At 27.0% G+C, this 16,981-nt stretch carries 21 protein-coding genes and 1 pseudogene; 5 read left to right on the forward strand and 17 right to left on the reverse strand.

The window, feature by feature from the left end; all coding sequences use genetic code 11:
* Nucleotides 1-11: 11 nt before the first annotated feature.
* From HMPREF9127_RS04730 to rsmD, 3 genes are read right to left on the reverse strand one after another with little or no spacing between them, the layout of a single operon-like run.
* Complete coding sequence (locus HMPREF9127_RS04730; protein ID WP_009449011.1) at nucleotides 12-485, reverse strand: hypothetical protein; 474 nt, start codon at nucleotides 483-485, stop codon at nucleotides 12-14.
* On the reverse strand, nucleotides 485-964 hold the full coding sequence (coaD, locus tag HMPREF9127_RS04735; protein WP_009449099.1) for a pantetheine-phosphate adenylyltransferase: 480 nt from the start codon (nucleotides 962-964) through the stop codon (nucleotides 485-487). The genes HMPREF9127_RS04730 and coaD overlap by 1 nt, the downstream gene beginning before the upstream one ends.
* A 2-nt stretch (nucleotides 965-966) precedes the next feature.
* The gene (rsmD, locus tag HMPREF9127_RS04740; protein ID WP_009448597.1) at nucleotides 967-1,509 is read right to left on the reverse strand and encodes a 16S rRNA (guanine(966)-N(2))-methyltransferase RsmD; all 543 of its coding nucleotides are present in this window, start codon (nucleotides 1,507-1,509) and stop codon (nucleotides 967-969) included.
* Between the two features lie 267 nt (nucleotides 1,510-1,776).
* Here rsmD and mgtE (HMPREF9127_RS04745) point away from each other — a divergent pair, with 267 nt between their 5' ends.
* From mgtE (HMPREF9127_RS04745) to mgtE (HMPREF9127_RS09150), 3 genes are read left to right on the forward strand one after another with little or no spacing between them, the layout of a single operon-like run.
* Nucleotides 1,777-3,171, forward strand: coding sequence for a magnesium transporter (gene mgtE, locus HMPREF9127_RS04745; protein WP_009448710.1), 1,395 nt, complete (start codon nucleotides 1,777-1,779; stop codon nucleotides 3,169-3,171).
* Nucleotides 3,161-3,679, forward strand: a complete 519-nt coding sequence (locus HMPREF9127_RS09145) for a magnesium transporter MgtE N-terminal domain-containing protein (RefSeq protein ID WP_009448749.1) — start codon at nucleotides 3,161-3,163, stop codon at nucleotides 3,677-3,679. Before mgtE (HMPREF9127_RS04745) ends, HMPREF9127_RS09145 begins: the two co-directional genes overlap by 11 nt.
* A 14-nt stretch (nucleotides 3,680-3,693) precedes the next feature.
* A complete protein-coding gene (gene mgtE / locus HMPREF9127_RS09150) occupies nucleotides 3,694-4,536 on the forward strand; it encodes a magnesium transporter (RefSeq protein ID WP_255261743.1) in 843 nt (280 codons plus the stop codon).
* 111 nt (nucleotides 4,537-4,647) lie between these two features.
* Here the strand turns inward: mgtE (HMPREF9127_RS09150) and HMPREF9127_RS04755 are convergent, their stop codons facing one another.
* Entirely contained in the window at nucleotides 4,648-5,286 is a 639-nt protein-coding gene (locus HMPREF9127_RS04755; protein ID WP_009448692.1) for an XRE family transcriptional regulator, read from the reverse strand.
* Between the two features lie 166 nt (nucleotides 5,287-5,452).
* On the opposite strand from HMPREF9127_RS04755, the gene HMPREF9127_RS09155 reads away from it, so the two are divergent.
* Together HMPREF9127_RS09155 and HMPREF9127_RS04760 are read left to right on the forward strand one after the other, a co-directional pair.
* Entirely contained in the window at nucleotides 5,453-5,584 is a 132-nt protein-coding gene (locus HMPREF9127_RS09155; protein WP_009449143.1) for a hypothetical protein, read from the forward strand.
* Between the two features lie 149 nt (nucleotides 5,585-5,733).
* Complete coding sequence (locus HMPREF9127_RS04760; RefSeq protein ID WP_009448533.1) at nucleotides 5,734-6,342, forward strand: Maf family protein; 609 nt, start codon at nucleotides 5,734-5,736, stop codon at nucleotides 6,340-6,342.
* A 71-nt stretch (nucleotides 6,343-6,413) separates the two neighbouring features.
* Here the strand turns inward: HMPREF9127_RS04760 and truB are convergent, their stop codons facing one another.
* The 13 genes and pseudogenes from truB to HMPREF9127_RS07800 all read right to left on the reverse strand — a co-directional run bounded on the left by truB (nucleotide 6,414) and on the right by HMPREF9127_RS07800 (nucleotide 16,929).
* Nucleotides 6,414-7,307 carry a tRNA pseudouridine(55) synthase TruB gene (truB, locus tag HMPREF9127_RS04765; RefSeq protein ID WP_009448996.1) on the reverse strand — a complete coding sequence of 298 codons (894 nt, stop codon included), beginning with the start codon at nucleotides 7,305-7,307 and terminating at the stop codon, nucleotides 6,414-6,416.
* Nucleotides 7,297-8,289: a DHH family phosphoesterase gene (locus HMPREF9127_RS04770; RefSeq protein WP_039849471.1), complete on the reverse strand. Its 993-nt coding sequence runs from the start codon at nucleotides 8,287-8,289 to the stop codon at nucleotides 7,297-7,299. The genes truB and HMPREF9127_RS04770 overlap by 11 nt, the downstream gene beginning before the upstream one ends.
* Nucleotides 8,261-8,659 (reverse strand): 30S ribosome-binding factor RbfA, encoded by a 399-nt coding sequence (gene rbfA, locus HMPREF9127_RS04775; RefSeq protein WP_009448885.1) that lies wholly within the window; start codon nucleotides 8,657-8,659, stop codon nucleotides 8,261-8,263. Before rbfA ends, HMPREF9127_RS04770 begins: the two co-directional genes overlap by 29 nt.
* Nucleotides 8,660-8,668: 9 nt before the next feature.
* The gene (gene infB / locus HMPREF9127_RS04780; protein WP_218015502.1) at nucleotides 8,669-10,432 is read right to left on the reverse strand and encodes a translation initiation factor IF-2; all 1,764 of its coding nucleotides are present in this window, start codon (nucleotides 10,430-10,432) and stop codon (nucleotides 8,669-8,671) included.
* Nucleotides 10,433-11,095: 663 nt separating this feature from the next.
* Nucleotides 11,096-11,290: a translation initiation factor IF-2 N-terminal domain-containing protein gene (locus tag HMPREF9127_RS04785; protein WP_009448508.1), complete on the reverse strand. Its 195-nt coding sequence runs from the start codon at nucleotides 11,288-11,290 to the stop codon at nucleotides 11,096-11,098.
* Between the two features lie 15 nt (nucleotides 11,291-11,305).
* Nucleotides 11,306-11,574 (reverse strand): annotated as a pseudogene (gene rnpM, locus HMPREF9127_RS04790) (RNase P modulator RnpM).
* 8 nt (nucleotides 11,575-11,582) lie between these two features.
* Complete coding sequence (gene nusA / locus HMPREF9127_RS04795; RefSeq protein ID WP_009448665.1) at nucleotides 11,583-12,698, reverse strand: transcription termination factor NusA; 1,116 nt, start codon at nucleotides 12,696-12,698, stop codon at nucleotides 11,583-11,585.
* A 10-nt stretch (nucleotides 12,699-12,708) separates the two neighbouring features.
* Nucleotides 12,709-13,173: a ribosome maturation factor RimP gene (locus HMPREF9127_RS04800; RefSeq protein ID WP_009448738.1), complete on the reverse strand. Its 465-nt coding sequence runs from the start codon at nucleotides 13,171-13,173 to the stop codon at nucleotides 12,709-12,711.
* A 127-nt stretch (nucleotides 13,174-13,300) separates the two neighbouring features.
* The gene (locus HMPREF9127_RS04805; protein ID WP_009448932.1) at nucleotides 13,301-13,645 is read right to left on the reverse strand and encodes a DUF1667 domain-containing protein; all 345 of its coding nucleotides are present in this window, start codon (nucleotides 13,643-13,645) and stop codon (nucleotides 13,301-13,303) included.
* 2 nt (nucleotides 13,646-13,647) lie between these two features.
* Nucleotides 13,648-14,925: an NAD(P)/FAD-dependent oxidoreductase gene (locus HMPREF9127_RS04810; protein WP_009448835.1), complete on the reverse strand. Its 1,278-nt coding sequence runs from the start codon at nucleotides 14,923-14,925 to the stop codon at nucleotides 13,648-13,650.
* Complete coding sequence (locus tag HMPREF9127_RS09160; RefSeq protein WP_009449116.1) at nucleotides 14,918-15,736, reverse strand: FAD-dependent oxidoreductase; 819 nt, start codon at nucleotides 15,734-15,736, stop codon at nucleotides 14,918-14,920. Before HMPREF9127_RS09160 ends, HMPREF9127_RS04810 begins: the two co-directional genes overlap by 8 nt.
* Nucleotides 15,737-15,774: 38 nt before the next feature.
* Nucleotides 15,775-16,362 carry an NAD(P)/FAD-dependent oxidoreductase gene (locus HMPREF9127_RS09165; protein WP_009448600.1) on the reverse strand — a complete coding sequence of 196 codons (588 nt, stop codon included), beginning with the start codon at nucleotides 16,360-16,362 and terminating at the stop codon, nucleotides 15,775-15,777.
* A gap of 15 nt (nucleotides 16,363-16,377) precedes the next feature.
* Complete coding sequence (locus tag HMPREF9127_RS07800; RefSeq protein ID WP_482198253.1) at nucleotides 16,378-16,929, reverse strand: MBL fold metallo-hydrolase; 552 nt, start codon at nucleotides 16,927-16,929, stop codon at nucleotides 16,378-16,380.
* Between the last annotated feature and the right edge of the window lie 52 nt (nucleotides 16,930-16,981).

The following is a 16,981-nucleotide window of genomic DNA, read 5'->3' on the forward strand; positions in this document are numbered from 1 at the left end:
TCTTTCTCCAATTATTTCCTTAACTCACTTCTGTTATTATCCAAAACAGTAATTAAATCTCTCAATTTTTCTTGAGTTTTAGATAAAACATCATCTACATAAGTATTAGTTTGCATTTTTATAGTTTTAGCGTTTTGTTCAGCTTTCAATAATATTTCATTTGCTTTACTTTCAGCAGCAACAACAACATCATTTTCATTAATCATCTTTTGATATCTTGCTTCAGCATCAGCTTTAATTTTAGAAGCTTCTTTATTTGCTTGTTCTAAAATTTGATTTGCATCTTTAGTTGCATCATTTAAAATTCTATCTTTTTCTTCGTGAATCCATTCTGCTTGTTTAATTTCTTCTGGAATATTTTCTCTCATTTCTTTCAATATAAAAAATAAAGCTTCAGAATCTACCATAACTTTCTTTGAAAAAGGTAAACTTGAACTTTCTTCTACTAAGTCTTCAATACGATCAATTAATTCTAAAATTTCCATTACTCATTCCTCCTAAATTTTTCACCTAATATATCTAAAACAACTTTGTCTACATATAATTCGATATTGCCACCATTAAAATACACATCCTTAACAACAGTTGAACTTATATGTTCATCTGATTTATCAGAGAAAAACAAAATTGTTTCCACACCACAAAGTTCCTTATTAACTTTAGCATTTATCTTTTCAGATTCAAAGTCTAAAGTATTTCTAACCCCTCTTACCAAAACACTGACATTATTATTACTAATATAATCACATAATAATCCATAATGAATATGTACGTCAATATTTTTATATTTTTTAAATATATCTGAAATAATATTTTTTCTTTCTTCAAGAGAAAAAAGAGCTTTTTTATTGAAATTATTTAAAATTACAATATCTACATAACCGAAAATATCTAATGCTTTTAAAATAATATTCTTATGTCCATTTGTTAAAGGATCAAAGCTTCCCGGAAAAATCACCTTCATAATTATTTTTTCCTTCCTAAAAAAATCACTTTAATTTTTGAATATTTCTTTTCTTTTATTATTTCAAAATTTTCTATAGAAATATCTTTATCCGTTTCTATAATAATTATTCCATCTTCTTTTAAAATATTATTATTCCAAATAAAATCCAAAGCCTTTTTTATATACTCATATTTATAAGGCGGGTCCAAAAATATATAATCAAATTTCAAACCATTATTATAAAAATAGTTCAAACAATCCATATAATCCTTATTTATGATTATTGATTTATCTAAGAATTCAGAATTTTCAAGGTTTTTTTTTGTGGTTTTCAAACTATCTTCTGAAAAATCACAAAAATATACTTTTTTAGCTCCTCTACTTAAAAATTCAATACCAATTGCTCCACTTCCACAAAACAAATCTAAAACAATAGAATTATAATCTATTTCAAACAGAATATTAAAAATAGATTCCTTAATTTTGTCTGTAGTTGGTCTAACACTATAATCTACAGGTGATAATAATTTCAATCCCCTCTTTTTACCAGATATTATTCTCATTTTCCAACCCTAATCTTAATATTTTTTACTTATAATATATATGAAATAAAAATAATATTCAAACAAATATATTCATACTGAATTATACCATAAAAAGATTAAATTTTCAACATTTTATTAAAAAACTTTTATGTAAAATATTATAAAAATTCAAACTTTTTTGTAAATAAAATATTTTTAAATTAAAAATAATTTTTTATAAAAGGAAAAATATGATATAATGTACTAAGATATAATTTACTAAAATATTATAATAGGAGGAGATATATGGACTTAAGAGAAAATTCTTTAGAAAAAAGCAAAATTATTGCTAATGAGTTAAAAACTTCTTTAGAAGAAAAAAATATTTTTCATTTAAGAGATATAATTTATGATACAAATGAAGTAACCCTTGCAAATATATTTGAAGAATATTTTGAAATTAAAGACATCCTATTTATGTTTAAAGTTATAAAAAAAGAAAAAACTGCTGAAATTTTTGCCTATCTTCCTCAAAATATGAAACAACAAGTAATAAATGGCTTACAAGATCACGAAATAAAAGTTATGTTAGATTATATGTTTACAGATGATATTAGTGAGTTTTTAGAAGAATTACCTGCTAATATAGTAAAAAGAGTTTTAAATTCTGCATCTAATCAAAGACGTAGTGAAATTAATATGATTTTAAACTTTAAAGAAAATAGTGCTGGGTCTGTAATGAGTACTGATTATGTTGAATTAGATCCGGAAATTACAGCAGATGAAGCTTTAAAAATGATTAAAGATAAGGAAAGGCTTGCAGAAACAATTTCTTATTGTTATATAACTAATAATCAACATATACTTTTAGGCTTTGTTTCAATGAAAAGTATATTATTAGCTTCTGCTAATACTTTGATTTCTGATATAATGGAAACAGATGTCATATCAGTAGAATGTGATGAAGACCAAGAAGAAGTCGCTAAAATTTTTACTAAATATGACCTGTTAGTTTTGCCTGTTGTAAATGATCAACATAGACTTATTGGAATTATTACAATTGATGATGTATATGATATTATTCAAGATGAAGTTACAGAAGACTTACAAAAGATGGGAGGTATCACTCCAATAGAAGGCTCTTACATAAATATGTCAATTATTGAAATGGTTAAAAGTAGAATAACTTGGCTTTTAATTTTAATGATATCAGCAACTGTTTCTGGACTAATTTTATCAAAAAATAGTGATTTAACTTTAAAAATCCCATCTTTGGTTATTTTTATTCCTATGTTAATGGATACTGCCGGAAACGCAGGAAGTCAATCAAGTGCAATGGTTGTTAGAGGAATTGCTGTTGACAATTTAAACATAGGTGATTTTAAATATGTTATTAAAACTGAATTTTTAAATTCTTTGATTTTAGGTGCTATTTTATTTGCTGTAAATATTCTAAGAATTTTAGTATTTATGCCAAAAATTTCAATGTCTATTGCTATTTTAATTTCAGCAACAATTTATATAATTGTCACTATTGCTAATTTAATTGGAGGAATTCTGCCATTATTGGCAAGTACATTGAAACAAGATCCGGCTTCAATGAGCGGACCGATTTTGACAACTGTTTGTGATGCTATTTCTCTTACAATATATTTTTCTTTAGCTTCATTATTTTTAGGGGGTGGACTATATGGAATATAACTTTTTAGAATACAGCAAAGAACAATTATCTTCCCTACTTCCTGAATTAATTAAAAACAAAAAAGTATTGTTAATAAGAGAAATATTTGATGAATATAATATAGTTGACTTAAGTGAAATATTTAGCGAATTAGAACTAGATGAAGCAATATTTGTATTTAAAATTTTACCAAAAGATATTTCTGCAGAATTGTTTACCTATCTAGATTCCGAACATCAAGAGAGATTAATTTCAGCATTGTCATCTATGGAAGTAAAAAACATTCTCGACAATATGTTTAGTGATGATATAATAGATTTTCTTGAAGAAATGCCTGCAAATGTAATAAAATATATTTTAGAAAATGTCCCTGCAGATCACAGGAAAGAAATTAATACCCTTTTAAGTTACGAAGAAAACACTGCCGGTTCTGTAATGAGTACAGATTTTGTAGAACTTCATGAAGAGGATACTGTTGAAGAGGCAATAATAAAAATAAAAAACAAGCTGAAATTGCTGAAACGATAAATGTTTGTTTTGTAATTGATAAAAAAAGAGTTCTTGTTGGTGTAGTAAACTTAAGAGATATAATTATTGCAAAAAATGATAAACTTATTTCAGAAATAATGGACAAAAACATTCACTATGTTTACACCAATACCGATCAAGAAGAAGTAGCTCGATTACTAAGCAAATATGACTTAACAACTATTTGTGTGTTGAATGATCAACATTGCTTGATTGGGATTGTTACCGCTGATGATGTTTTGGATATTTTGACTGAAGAAGCAACTGAAGACATTCATAAAATGAGCGGTATTATTCCAACAGATGGTTCATACTTAAAAACAGGAACTAAAGAAATGGTTAAATCCAGAATATCATGGCTTTTAATTTTAATGATTTCTGCTACTTTCACAGGATATATTTTACAGTATTTTGAAGATAAACTAAGCGCAGTAGCTATTTTATCTGCATCAATTCCAATTATAATGTCCACTGCAGGAAATGCAGGAGCACAAAGTTCAACAATGGTTATAAGAGGTATAGCTGTTGATGACTTAAGTATAAACGACATATTTATTGTCTTGAGAAAAGAACTTTTTGTTGGTTTGCTTTGTGGGGCGATATTATTTATTACTAATTTTATAAGGTTATTTATATTTGGATCAAAAAACACAACATTTAATATAAGTTTAGTAGTTAGCCTAACTATAACGATATCTTTAGTTTCTGCTAACATAGCAGGTGGAGTTCTTCCTTTACTTGCAAAAAAATTAAAAATGGATCCTGCGAGTGCAGCTGCTCCCCTTATTACGACTATAGTTGATGCAACAAGTTTAATAATATATTTTATGTTAGCAATAGTAATACTAAAAATTTAAAAACTCATAGTTTAGATATTATTCTAATATTTATAATATACAGAAAAAAGTGTAGATGAATTTATAAAACATCTACACTTTTTGTATTTACCATTTATATTATTTTTAAAACTATAAATTAACACAATACATAACAACCTTACCTAGTATATTAAATTCATCGTCTTTTGAAAATTTAAAATCTGTAAATGAATGATAAGTAGAAGCGGGTCTAAAAATTATATCATCTCCATCTCTAAAAAACAATTTTAAACTATACTCCCCATTATCAGAAAATACAACAATATCCTCATCTTCCAAGTTGTAAATAGGATAATTTAACTTAACAGCAATATAACTTCCATTAGGTATTATTTTATTCATACTCTCCCCGTTAACATGCATTATTAAAATATTATCATCGTTTGCGTATGGTCCCATAACAGAATCACTTATTTCAATTTTCTCAAAATCAACCTCATAATTAGGTCCATCTGGACTTCCCGCTGATACTCCATAAGGCAAATAATTATATAATGATGCCTTTGTAGAATTAGGTGTATTTGAATAATGTTCCCATCCCAAAATTTCTATTGGACTTGAATTATAAATTTCAGCTAACTTTACTAAACGATCAATTGGAATATTAGTAATTATATCATTTTCATATTTAAATAAATTTTGTTTACTTGTACCTATTAGTTCACCCGCATCTTGTAATGTAAGATTTGCTTTTTGTCTGAGCTCTTTTAATCTTTCACCTGTAGTCATACTATCACCTCTACTATTCTATAATAATTATACAATAAAATAACTTAAAAAGCAATTTATTTTTTATATTTTTAAAATTTTTATCAAAAGTATCTTGACAAGTTATTTTTTATAGTATATAATATTAGTAACTTAAAAAGTGATTTTTTGATTGGAGGAAACAATTATGCAAAAGAGAAAAAATAAGAATCAAGATATAAATACTTTAGAAATGGTTAAATTACTATTAACTTTCACAACTTTTACTTTATCCTGTTTTTTCATGATAATGTATGGAGTAACTGGAAAATTGATTTAATATAAATTTTAATTATTAAGAAATAATTTTTATTTTATTAATTGTTGAGCAATACTGGATTAAAGAAACATTTCAATATTGAAAATATTGAGATGTTTCTTTATTTTTGTTATAATTTTTATAATATATATATATATTAGGAGGATTTTATGAGAAATTATGATATCATTTTAGCAAGTAACTCACAAAGGAGAAAAGAGCTTTTAAAATTCATATACAATGAATTCAAAGTAATTCCTGCTAATATTGATGAAAGAAAATTAGAACAAAAATTTTTAAGTAAAACATTTAAAGATAATAAATCAAAATTTAGTGAATTATGTGATATGCTATCTTTCGAAAAATGTAAGGACGTAAGTAAAAAACATAGTAATTCTCTAATCATTTCAGCTGATACTATTGTTTATGATGATAAATATTTATTTGGAAAACCTAACAATCTGGATGAAGCCAAATATATGTTAGAGTATTTATCCGGAAAAGAACATATTGTACAAACCTCAGTTACAATATACTTTAATGATACTTTCTCAACATTTTGTGAAAAAAGTTATGTATCATTTTATGACTTAGACGATATTCAAAAAGAAACAATTGAATCTTATATAAAAAATGAAAATCCATATGATAAAGCTGGTGGATATGGAATACAAGATGGTGCTAGTCTTTTAATAAAACACATAAATGGTGACTATTTTAATATCGTTGGACTTCCAATTTCAAAACTGAATAGAAAATTATTAGAAATTATATATTAAAAAATCTAGTGACTAAACACTAGATTTTTTCAATTTATTATATAATATTATTCAATTAAAAATTTGAAATACTAGATATCATCAACTTTATAGAATATATTTGTCATTTTTAATAATTTCCCATTTACTTGTGGAATAAGCTCTCCAATACCAATAAAAATATTATCACAGTATATTTTAAATATTCCTTCTTGTTCAATATCGAATGTTTTTCGAAGTCCATTTACAATATGTTTAAAATACTTTTTATCAAAATTTATTCTTTTATATTCAAGTACATCCTCTATTTTCACCAATGAATTATATAATTGTTTTTCATCAAACTTTTTAAGTCTTTCCAAAGAAAAAGCATTTTCAATTTTAAAAATTCCATATTTATTTCTACATAGAGAACTCATATAGGCAAAATTATCAGTATCTAACGCTATATCATTAAACAATGAGCGAATATATGTTCCTTTAGAACAATTTACTTCAAAACGTATTTTATTATCATAAAAATTAAGAATTATGAGCGAATCAATTTCAACTTCTCTTTTCTCTCGTTCTACTTCAATTCCTAACCTTGCATATTCATATAATCTTTTTCCATCTTTTTTCAAAGCAGAATACATTGGTGGTGTTTGCAAAATTGTTTTGTTATTATAGCATTTTATAACTTCAAAAAATTTATTCTTATCCAAAAAGATTTCCTTAGAATTTAGACTTTCTCCCCAAATATCTAAAGTATCAGTCTCTATCCCTAAAGTCATTTCTCCTATATAACATTTCCCCATACTTTGAATATAGTCAACAATCTTTGTAGCATTGCCAATAGCAATAGGTAAAACCCCTGTTGCATTAGGATCAAGTGTTCCGGCATGTCCAACCTTTTTAGTTTTATATAACTTTCTAACAACATTTACTACATCTCTACTTGTAAATCCTTTTGGCTTATAAACATTTAATATACCATTAAAATTCATTTGGATACTCACTTTTCAATTTTTCTAAAAACAAATCAACAACACAATCAAAATTACCATCTATAAGACAACCAGCTGCTTTTGTATGTCCCCCACCATTAAGATGTTTACATACTTTAGATACATCAACAAATTCTTTACTTCTTACACTACCTTTAAATTGATTATCTTTTAATTCTTTAAATAGTATAGAAACTTCAAATCCATTTATATCTCTATAATAATTTACTATATCATCAAGCATATCCATTGTTAAATCTGTACCTTCAAAATCCGATTTAAACATTCCGATTACAGCAACTTTATTATCAAAATATAATCTTGCTCTATTTATTAATTTATTCTTAAGCATTTCTACTTCAAAACTGTTATTTTGATAAAGTTTTTTATAAATAAAATCTTTATCCGCTCCTAAATCATAAAGGTCTGCACAAGCTCTTAATGTAGAAGCTGTTGAAGTTTCGTATAAAAATCTATAAGTATCAGTATTTATTCCTACTAATAAAGCATTCGCTACATCTTTTGAAATATTAAAATTAAATTCTTTAAACAAATTATAAACTATTTCACAAGTTGAACTCATATTAGGAAACACATAATTTAAGTCTCCAAAATAATCATTAGTTTTATGATGATCTATATTTATAATTTTTTTTGCTCTTGTTTTAAAAAGCTCACCAACTTCTCCGGGTCTATCTATTTCTCCACAATCTACATAAATTAATAAATCTAAATCTAGCTCCTCAATTTCTTTTATATTTTCAAGAGTGTCTAGAAATAATAAATTTTTTGGAAAGTTATCAACCTTTATTCCAAATATATTTTTATTTAGATTTTCTCTAATACCGAGTATTACTGATATTGTAGACCCTATATTGTCTCCATCAGGATTTTTATGGGAAATAACTCCAATTTTTTCAGATGATTTTATTATATTTAAAATCTCTTCCGGACTATTGTTCTTCTTCATCAACATTACCATATAATTCTCTCTTTTCTCTGTCCTCTTTTGAAACTTTTATGATTAATTCATTCATTAATGCTGCTTTTTCAAAAGATTCATCTAATTTAAAAATTAATTTTGGAGTGTGTCTTAAATCTAAAGATTCTGAAATTTTTTTCTTCATATATCCGGTTGCACTTTCTAAACCTTTCATAGTTTTTTCTTTAGTTTTTTCATCTCCAAAAATACCTATGTTAACGTAACAAATGCCTAAATCATTTGTTACGCTAACTTTAGTTATATTTGTTATTGATGGATTTATTCTGTTATCTTTTATTCCATTATAAATAGCATCTGATAATACTCTATTTATTTCAGATTCTATTCTTCCTAATCTTTTTTCATTCATAAAAAACCTCTATCTTTCAACTTCCTTATCAATATAGGCTTCAATTATATCAGTTTCTTTCAAATCATTATAATTTGCAATTCCCAATCCACCTTCATATCCGGTTAAAAGTTCTTTAGCATCATCTTTAAATCTCTTCAATGAACTAATTTCACCCTCATGTAAAATTATTCCATCTCTAAGAAGTCTTACTTTTGCATTTCTGGTAATTTTCCCATTTAAAACATAAACTCCAGCTACAGTACCAATTCCAGGAACTTTAAATGTTGCTCTAACCTCTGCTCTTCCAATTACTTCTTCAACAAATGTAGGAGCTAACATACCTTTTACAGCTAATTTAATATCTTCAATTGCATCATAAATTACTCTATATGTTCTGACATCAACATTTTCATGTCTTGATAAATCAATTGCACCTTGTGAAGGTCTAACATTAAATCCAATTATTATTGCATTACTAGCTGCTGCAAGCATTACATCAGATTCATTAATACCTCCAACTGCACCATGGATTATATTAACCTTAACTTCTTCATTACTTAATTTTTCTAAAGAATTCTTAACTGCATCAATTGTTCCTCTAACATCTGTTTTAACAATAATTTTAATTTCTTTTAAATTACCATCTTGAATTTTATCAAATAAATCATCTAGAGAAACTTTATTTCCGGAAGCAATCATATTTTCTTTTTGTACATTTATAATTCTTTGAGCATATCCTCTTGCAGTTTTTTCATCTTTAACTGCATATATAAAGCTTCCAGCTTCAGGGACTTCCGAAAGTCCTAAAATAACAGCAGGCATTGAAGGTGTAGCTTTTTTAATTTTCTTTCCTTTATCATCAAACATAGCTCTAATTCTACCGGTAGATGTTCCTGAAATAACTATATCTCCTGAATTTAAAGTACCTTTTTGTACTAAAATTGTAGCAACAGGACCTCTACCCTTGTCAAGTTGAGCTTCTATTACAGTACCAATAGCCATTCTATTTGGATTTGCTTTTAATTCTTCAACTTCAGCAACCATTAGAACCATTTCTAATAGTTCATCAATTCCTTCTCCCGTTTTAGCTGATACAGGCATCGTAATTACATCTCCACCCCAATCTTCAGGTAATAGTCCATTATCAGCAAGTTCAGTCTTTACTCTTTCAGGATTGGCTCCATCTTTATCTATTTTATTAATAGCTACAATAATTGGAACTCCTGCAGCCTTTGAGTGATTAATAGCTTCAATAGTTTGTGGCATAACACCATCATCAGCTGCAACTACAAGAATTGATATATCTGTAACCTTTGCACCTCTTGAACGCATAGCTGTAAATGCTTCGTGTCCAGGAGTATCTAAAAATACAATTTTACTATTATTAATATTTACAGTATAAGCTCCTATATGTTGTGTAATGCCTCCGGCTTCTTGAGTTGTAACTTTAGACTTTCTAATATAGTCTAATAAAGAAGTCTTACCATGGTCAACATGACCCATTACAGTTACAACAGGCGGTCTAGTTACCAAGTCTTCTTTTTTATCTTCATAGTCAAGTGATAAAATTTCATTTTCATCTGTAATTTCAGGAGTTTCTAATACTACTGTTTTTCCAAATTCTTCTGCAATTAAACTTGCACAGTCAAAATCAATTTCTTGATTTAATCCTGCCATTATTCCAAGAGCAATCAATTTTGAAATTACTTGGGAACCACTTACTCCTAAAAGTTCTGAAAAATCCTTTACAGTTATACTTTCAGGAATTTTTATTTCTCCAACATTTTCTATTTTGTTTTCAAATTCTAAATCACTATCACTTTTAGTTTTATGATTGGCTTTATTTTCTTTTTTGCAGGTTTTAAAATAAGATTTGGATTTCTGTCTTCTCTCATTTTATGTTCATTTAATGACTTATTCTTTTTATTTTTTCTTGACCTTGAAGATGGGTTTTTCTTGCATCCCTTTTTTCTATTGATGGATCAACAACTTCAACAACATCATCTAAAAATTCTCTATTTCTATCATCAAACTTTCTTCCAAAATCTTTTTTATCCTTTGTAAAATTCTTACTATCTTTACCAAAACCATCTTTTTTATCTTTGTTAAAAGGTCTATTATCTTTATTGAAATTTTGTTTTTTATCCCTATTAAAGCCTTCTTTTTTATCCTTACTATATCCTTTATTATCTTTGTTAAAGCCTTCTTTTTTATCTCTATTAAAAGGTCTGTTATCTTTATTGAAATTTTGTTTTTTATCTTTGTTATAACCTTCTTTTTTATCTTTACTATATCCTTTATTATCTTTGTTGAAACCTTCTTTTTTGTCTTTATTAAAAGGTTTATTATCTCTATTATAATCTTCTTTTAAATTTCTATTGTCTTTATTAAAATTATCTTTTCTTTCTTTATTTACGTTAGTTTTCTTTTCATCAACTTTATTTTCTGATTTAACTACTTTTTTTCTTCTTTTTTAGACTTTTCAGATTCAATTTTTCTAAAGTGTCCAATTACAACTTCTAAATCTTTTCCTTCAAGAATAGACATATGACTCTTAACTTCTACTCCCAATCCGTTTATTATATTTATTAATTCCTTGCTTTGAAGATTTAATCCTTTTGCAAGTTCATGTACTCTAACTTTACTCATACTAGCACCCCTTTGCTATTTAATAGAATCTACATATTCTTTCAATTCTTCATAAAATTCTTTACTAATTTCTGATTCTAATGCAACATTTAATCTTTTATTTTTCTTAGCTTTATCAACACATTTATTAGAAATACAGATATAAGCACCTCTTCCGTTTTTCTTTCCTGAAATGTCTAATAAAACTCCTTCTTCTTTATTATTTACAATTCGTATTAACTCTTTTTTTCTTTTTGCTCTCCACAAGCAACACATTTTCTCATAGGAATTTTTTTCGTTTTCATACAATCTCCTATAGCTTAAAACCATTATCTATAAAATCTTGTTCCCCATCAAAACCGACTTCTATCAATCCGTTTTTTATATCTTCTTTATACTTTTCTAAACCTTTAATATCTATTCTCCAATTTGTAAGTTTAGCTGCAAGTCTAGCATTTTGACCTTCTTTACCTATAGCCAACGATAATTGTGAATCAGGAACAATTATTCTTGCTCTATTTTCACTTTCATTAGTAAATACAGCAACAACTTCAGACGGACTAAGTGAGTTTGATAAATATTCTTTTACATCTTTGCTGTAAACTATTATATCAATTTTTTCTCCTTTTAGCTCATTAATAATTGAACTTACCCTAGATCTTTTATAACCAACACAAGCCCCTACCGGATCTACATCATCATTTTTAGAAAAAACTGAAATTTTTGTTCTACTTCCAGGTTCTCTTGCAATTGATTGAATCTCTACAGTTCCATCTAAAATTTCAGGAACTTCCAATTCAAATAATCTTAGAACAAAATTAACATCAGATCTTGAAAGTAATACTTGTGCTCCTTTAGTAGTATTCTTTACCTCTTTAACATAAAATTTTAATCTTTCACCAACACGATAAACTTCTGTTTTTATTTGTTCTGGAGGAGTTACAATAGCTTCAAGTTTTCCTAAATTTATAAATAAATTGTTTCTATCAATTCTTTGAATTTGTCCTGATATAAGCTCTCTTTCTTTGTCTTGAAAGTCATTATATATTACTTCTCTTTCAGCATCTTTAATCTTTTGTATAACAATATTTCTTGCGGTTTGAGCAGCAACTCTCCCAAAGTCCATTGTTTTCAATTTTATAGAAACATCGTCACCAAGTGAATATTTTGTACTAATGGATTTAGCATCATCCAAAGAAATTTCAGTTATATTATCATCAACTACCTCAACTACCTTCTTAATAGCAAATAGTTCGACTTTACCTGTTGTTCTATTTATATTTATTTTTACATTTTCATATTCACCAAAATTTTTTTCATAACTTTTTAAAAGTGCTTTTTCTAAAGAATCAAAAATTATTTCTTTAGAAACTCCTTTTTCACGTTCAATTTCATCTAATGCTCTTAAAAAATCTGTTGTTCCTTTCATTATCTTCTCCTTAAATTTCAATTTGTGATTTAATTATAGCAATATCTTTTCTCAAAAAATCAAAACTTGATTTGCCAATTATTAAAGTTAATTTTTCATTATCAAAAGATTTCAAATTTCCTATAAATTCTTTCTCATTGTTTATCTTTTTATAACTTTTTACTAAAATTTTTTTCCCAATAAATGTTTTTAGTTGTTCATCATTTTTAATTTCTCTTTCTGCTCCAGGAGATGAAACTTCTAAAAAATATGAATCTTCTATAGGATCTACTTCATCAAGCCAATCACTAATTAAATTACTTGCAATTTCACAAGAATCCAAATCAACTCCACCATCTTTATCAATAAAAATTCTGAGCACATATCCCCTTGGTTCTTTAACATATTCTACATCTACAAAATATATACCTTTTTCTAAAAATATATTTGTAAATGTGTCTTTAATAGTGTTTAATAATTCAGTTTCTTTTTTCAATTTTATCTCCTTTCAACTACTAATTAAACTAAAACGAAAGAGTGGGATGACCCACTCTTAACTTAAAAGAATATTTTTATTTATTATAACATATATTATTTTTATTTTCAACTAATTTTATAATAAATTACATATCTCTACTTGCAACTATATTTGCACCAGTATCTAATACATTTTCTAAAATAACATCGCCAACTTTTATTGGAGAAATAACTTCAATTTTATTTAATTCTCTCATAATATCAAAAATCATATTTTTAGGAATTTCTGATGAAGTCTTAACAGGTAATCTATTGTGAATGGCATTCTTTATCTTCACAGTAGAAGTGATAGTTCTAGTTGGAAAAGTTAATTCTTTCTTTCCATAATTTGAACCTTTTGGACATTTATTTCCGATTACTTTATAATCATTTTCTTCATCAACAGATATTCTACAACCAACCGGACAAACAATACATACTATATCCTTCATTATTATTCATCTCCCTTTATCATTGAAATAACAATCTTATCAGTAGTAACAGACTCTACTTGCTTTTTTGTTAAGGCAATTTTTTCCATTTCTGCAGGTGCAACATGAGGTCTTTTAAATTCTTTTATAAGATTTCCATTCTCATCCGCAACTGAAATTACAATATTTTTTTCAACACTTTTAACTCTGAAAAATATTTCCAATCTATTTTCCATATTTTCAACTCTTATATTTTGAGGAACAGTATAAAAAATTCCTTCTCCATTTAGAATTTCAATTTTTCTAAAATTAGAATTAGAATTTTCTAAAATATATTTTGTGGCAGCTCTTCCTGCTTTTTGACTTTCTCCTGTAACAAAATCAACTAAATCATGGACATGACATACATTTCCACAAGCAAAAACTCCATCCATACTTGTTTCCATATTTTCAAATACAAAAGCTCCTTTAGTTCTTGAATCAATATCAATCCCAATTTCACGAGTAATTTCATTTTCTGGAATTAGTCCGACAGAAAGTAACAATGTATCACATTCCAATTCTATTTCAGTACCTTTTATAGGTATTCTATTATCATCAACTTTACTAATAACGACTTTTTCAAGTCTATCTTTTCCTATTATATCAGTAACTGTATGTGAAAGTAACAAAGGGATGTTATAATCATTCAAACATTGAACTATATTTCTTGCTAGCCCATTTGAATATGGCATAAGTTCAACACATGCAATGACTTCTGCACCTTCTAGAGATAGCCTTCTTGCCATAATCAATCCAATATCTCCAGATCCTAAAATTACAACCTTTTTCCCACACATAAGTCCTTGCATATTAACATACATCTGAGCAGATCCTGCAGTTAAAACTCCAGAAGGTCTATCACCTGGAATAGAGATAGCCCCTCTAGTTCTTTCTCTACATCCCATTGCAAGTATAATTGCTTTTGCTTGTATTACTTGATATCCATAATCTTTACTTATCGCATGAATAATTTTATTTTCATCAAAATCAAGAACCATTGAATTTAATCTAATCTCAACATTGTATTCTTTTGCTAAATCTATAAATCTTTGAGCATATTCTGGTCCTGTTAATTCTTCTTTAAAATAATGTAATCCAAAACCATTATGAATACATTGATTTAAAATTCCCCCTGCTTCTTTATCTCTTTCTAAAATTAATACTTTATCTATTCCATTTTTCTTGGCTTCACAAGCAGCTGCAAGTCCAGCAGGTCCGCCTCCAATAACCACCAAATCATAATTTTCTATATTAGACATTTTTCTCCCCTTCTTTTGTTCTTCCTGTTATTATATAACTTCCAAAATTTGTATTATAGACTTCTTCAGGAGGAATATTTAATTCTCTTGAAATAATATCTAATACTTTTGGACCACAGAATCCACCTAAACATCGTCCCATACCGGCTCCTGTTCTTTTCTTAACAGCTCCAAGAGTTCTAGGAGGTAAAGGCATTTTTAAAGAATCTATAATTTCTCCCTCAGAAACAGTAATACATCTACATATTATATTTCCATAAAGAGGATTTTCTTTAATTTTTTCAGCCCTTTCCTCAGGTGATAAATGTTTTATTCTAATAATTTTTCTACTATCTATATAATTTTCTTTTTCTATAAAGTTCACACCGATGTCTTTTAAAATATCTAAACACATTAATCCAATAGCTGCACAAGAAGCCAACCCTGGAGATTTTATTCCTGCCAAGTCAATAAAATTTTTACAACTTTTAGATTCTCTGATTATAAAATCAGCCTCTGTACTGTTTGCTCTTAATCCTGAAAAATTATTTATATTTTCCCAGTATGGAACATTAGAAATAGTTTTTGAAACTTTTTCCTTTACTTCATTTAATCCTTCAAAAGTTGTAGATTTATCAGAAAATTCTGAATTACTTTCAGCATTTGGTCCTATAATGATATTATTATGTGATGTAGGAGCAATCAAAACTCCTTTACCAACTTTAGATGGACATTGAAATAGTACATGTTTAACAAGATCTTTTTGACTCTTATCCAAAATAAAATATTGTCCTTTTGAAGGAATTATCTCAAATTCCTTATCACAAACCATATTATGAACTTTATCTGAATTTATTCCTGCTGCATTTACTATATATTTAGATTTATATGTATTATCATTTGTTTTACTAAAAATGTATCATCTTCTTTTATAATATCTACAACTTCACTATTTAATTTTATTTCAACCCCATTAGAAACAGCAACTTGTGACATTGCAATACATAATTCCCAAGGATCAATAACTCCGGCTCCTGGTGAATACAATGCTTTAGTAACAGTTTTATTTATATTAGGTTCAATTTTTTCAATTTCTTTTTTATCAATTATTCTTAAATTTTCAACACCGTTTTTAATTCCATTATCTAATAATTTCTCTAAAGTTTTTTCATCTTCTTTGTTGAATGCCAAAACCAATGAACCGCATTCATTGTATTGAACATCCAATTTTTTAACTAATTCCTTAATTCTCTTTGAACCTTCGACATTTAATTTTGCCATTAATGTTCCTGGTTCTGGATCATAACCCGAATGCAAAATTCCACTATTGGCCTTTGTCGTTCCATCAGCAACATCAATTTCTTTTTCAAGTACTAAAACTTTTAGATTATATTTAGATAATTCATAGGCAACGCTGGCGCCAATCACCCCACAACCTATCACTATAATATCATACATTTCTTGTATCTCCTGTTAATTATTCATATTTTTCATAAATGGATTATTTTCCTTTTCAAATCGTAAATTACTCTCTGCACCATGACCAGGTAATACTCTATAATCTTTTTTTAAATCATATAGTTTCTTTATTGAATTAATTATTTCGTCAAAACTTCCAGTGGGTAAATCGCTTCTTCCTATGCTCATTCTAAATAATGTGTCTCCTGAAAACATAACATTCCCCATAAGAATACATATACTACCGACTGTATGCCCTGGAGTTTCCATTATATAAAGTTTTTCTCCATAAAAATCAATTACCTCTCCATCATAAAGCCATCTATCAGCTATTAACTCTATATTTTTAAAAGGTGGAATTGACTTTGATAAATTTATAATAGGATCTTTTAGTAAATCTTTTTCTTTTATACTGGCATAAATTGGTACATTAAATTTTTCTTTTATTATATTTACAGCTCCTATATGATCTGCATGTCCGTGAGTAAGTAATATAAACTCTAAGTTTATATTTTCTTGTTCAATAAACTTAATTATGTCCTCACTATCTCCACCCGGATCAACTATAAAGCCTTTTTTTCATTATTATATACTATATAACAATTAACTGCATATACTC

Origin of the sequence: Parvimonas sp. oral taxon 393 str. F0440 (assembly GCA_000223315.2) — a bacterium.
Taxonomy (GTDB): Bacteria; Bacillota; Clostridia; order Tissierellales; family Peptoniphilaceae; genus Parvimonas.

Bases quoted from the DNA above. Each gene is read 5' to 3' on its own strand.
- HMPREF9127_RS04730 (WP_009449011.1), bottom strand. From the start codon at position 485: ATGGAAATTTTAGAATTAATTGATCGTATTGAAGACTTAGTAGAAGAA.
- coaD (WP_009449099.1), bottom strand. From the start codon at position 964: ATGAAGGTGATTTTTCCGGGAAGCTTTGATCCTTTAACAAATGGACAT.
- rsmD (WP_009448597.1), bottom strand. From the start codon at position 1,509: ATGAGAATAATATCTGGTAAAAAGAGGGGATTGAAATTATTATCACCT.
- mgtE (WP_009448710.1), top strand. From the start codon at position 1,777: ATGGACTTAAGAGAAAATTCTTTAGAAAAAAGCAAAATTATTGCTAAT.
- HMPREF9127_RS09145 (WP_009448749.1), top strand. From the start codon at position 3,161: ATGGAATATAACTTTTTAGAATACAGCAAAGAACAATTATCTTCCCTA.
- HMPREF9127_RS04755 (WP_009448692.1), bottom strand. From the start codon at position 5,286: ATGACTACAGGTGAAAGATTAAAAGAGCTCAGACAAAAAGCAAATCTT.
- HMPREF9127_RS09155 (WP_009449143.1), top strand. From the start codon at position 5,453: ATGCAAAAGAGAAAAAATAAGAATCAAGATATAAATACTTTAGAAATG.
- HMPREF9127_RS04760 (WP_009448533.1), top strand. From the start codon at position 5,734: ATGAGAAATTATGATATCATTTTAGCAAGTAACTCACAAAGGAGAAAA.
- truB (WP_009448996.1), bottom strand. From the start codon at position 7,307: ATGAATTTTAATGGTATATTAAATGTTTATAAGCCAAAAGGATTTACA.
- HMPREF9127_RS04770 (WP_039849471.1), bottom strand. From the start codon at position 8,289: ATGGTAATGTTGATGAAGAAGAACAATAGTCCGGAAGAGATTTTAAAT.
- rbfA (WP_009448885.1), bottom strand. From the start codon at position 8,659: ATGAATGAAAAAAGATTAGGAAGAATAGAATCTGAAATAAATAGAGTA.
- HMPREF9127_RS04785 (WP_009448508.1), bottom strand. From the start codon at position 11,290: ATGAGTAAAGTTAGAGTACATGAACTTGCAAAAGGATTAAATCTTCAA.
- nusA (WP_009448665.1), bottom strand. From the start codon at position 12,698: ATGAAAGGAACAACAGATTTTTTAAGAGCATTAGATGAAATTGAACGT.
- HMPREF9127_RS04805 (WP_009448932.1), bottom strand. From the start codon at position 13,645: ATGAAGGATATAGTATGTATTGTTTGTCCGGTTGGTTGTAGAATATCT.
- HMPREF9127_RS04810 (WP_009448835.1), bottom strand. From the start codon at position 14,925: ATGTCTAATATAGAAAATTATGATTTGGTGGTTATTGGAGGCGGACCT.
- HMPREF9127_RS09160 (WP_009449116.1), bottom strand. From the start codon at position 15,736: ATGGTTTGTGATAAGGAATTTGAGATAATTCCTTCAAAAGGACAATAT.
- HMPREF9127_RS09165 (WP_009448600.1), bottom strand. From the start codon at position 16,362: ATGTATGATATTATAGTGATAGGTTGTGGGGTGATTGGCGCCAGCGTT.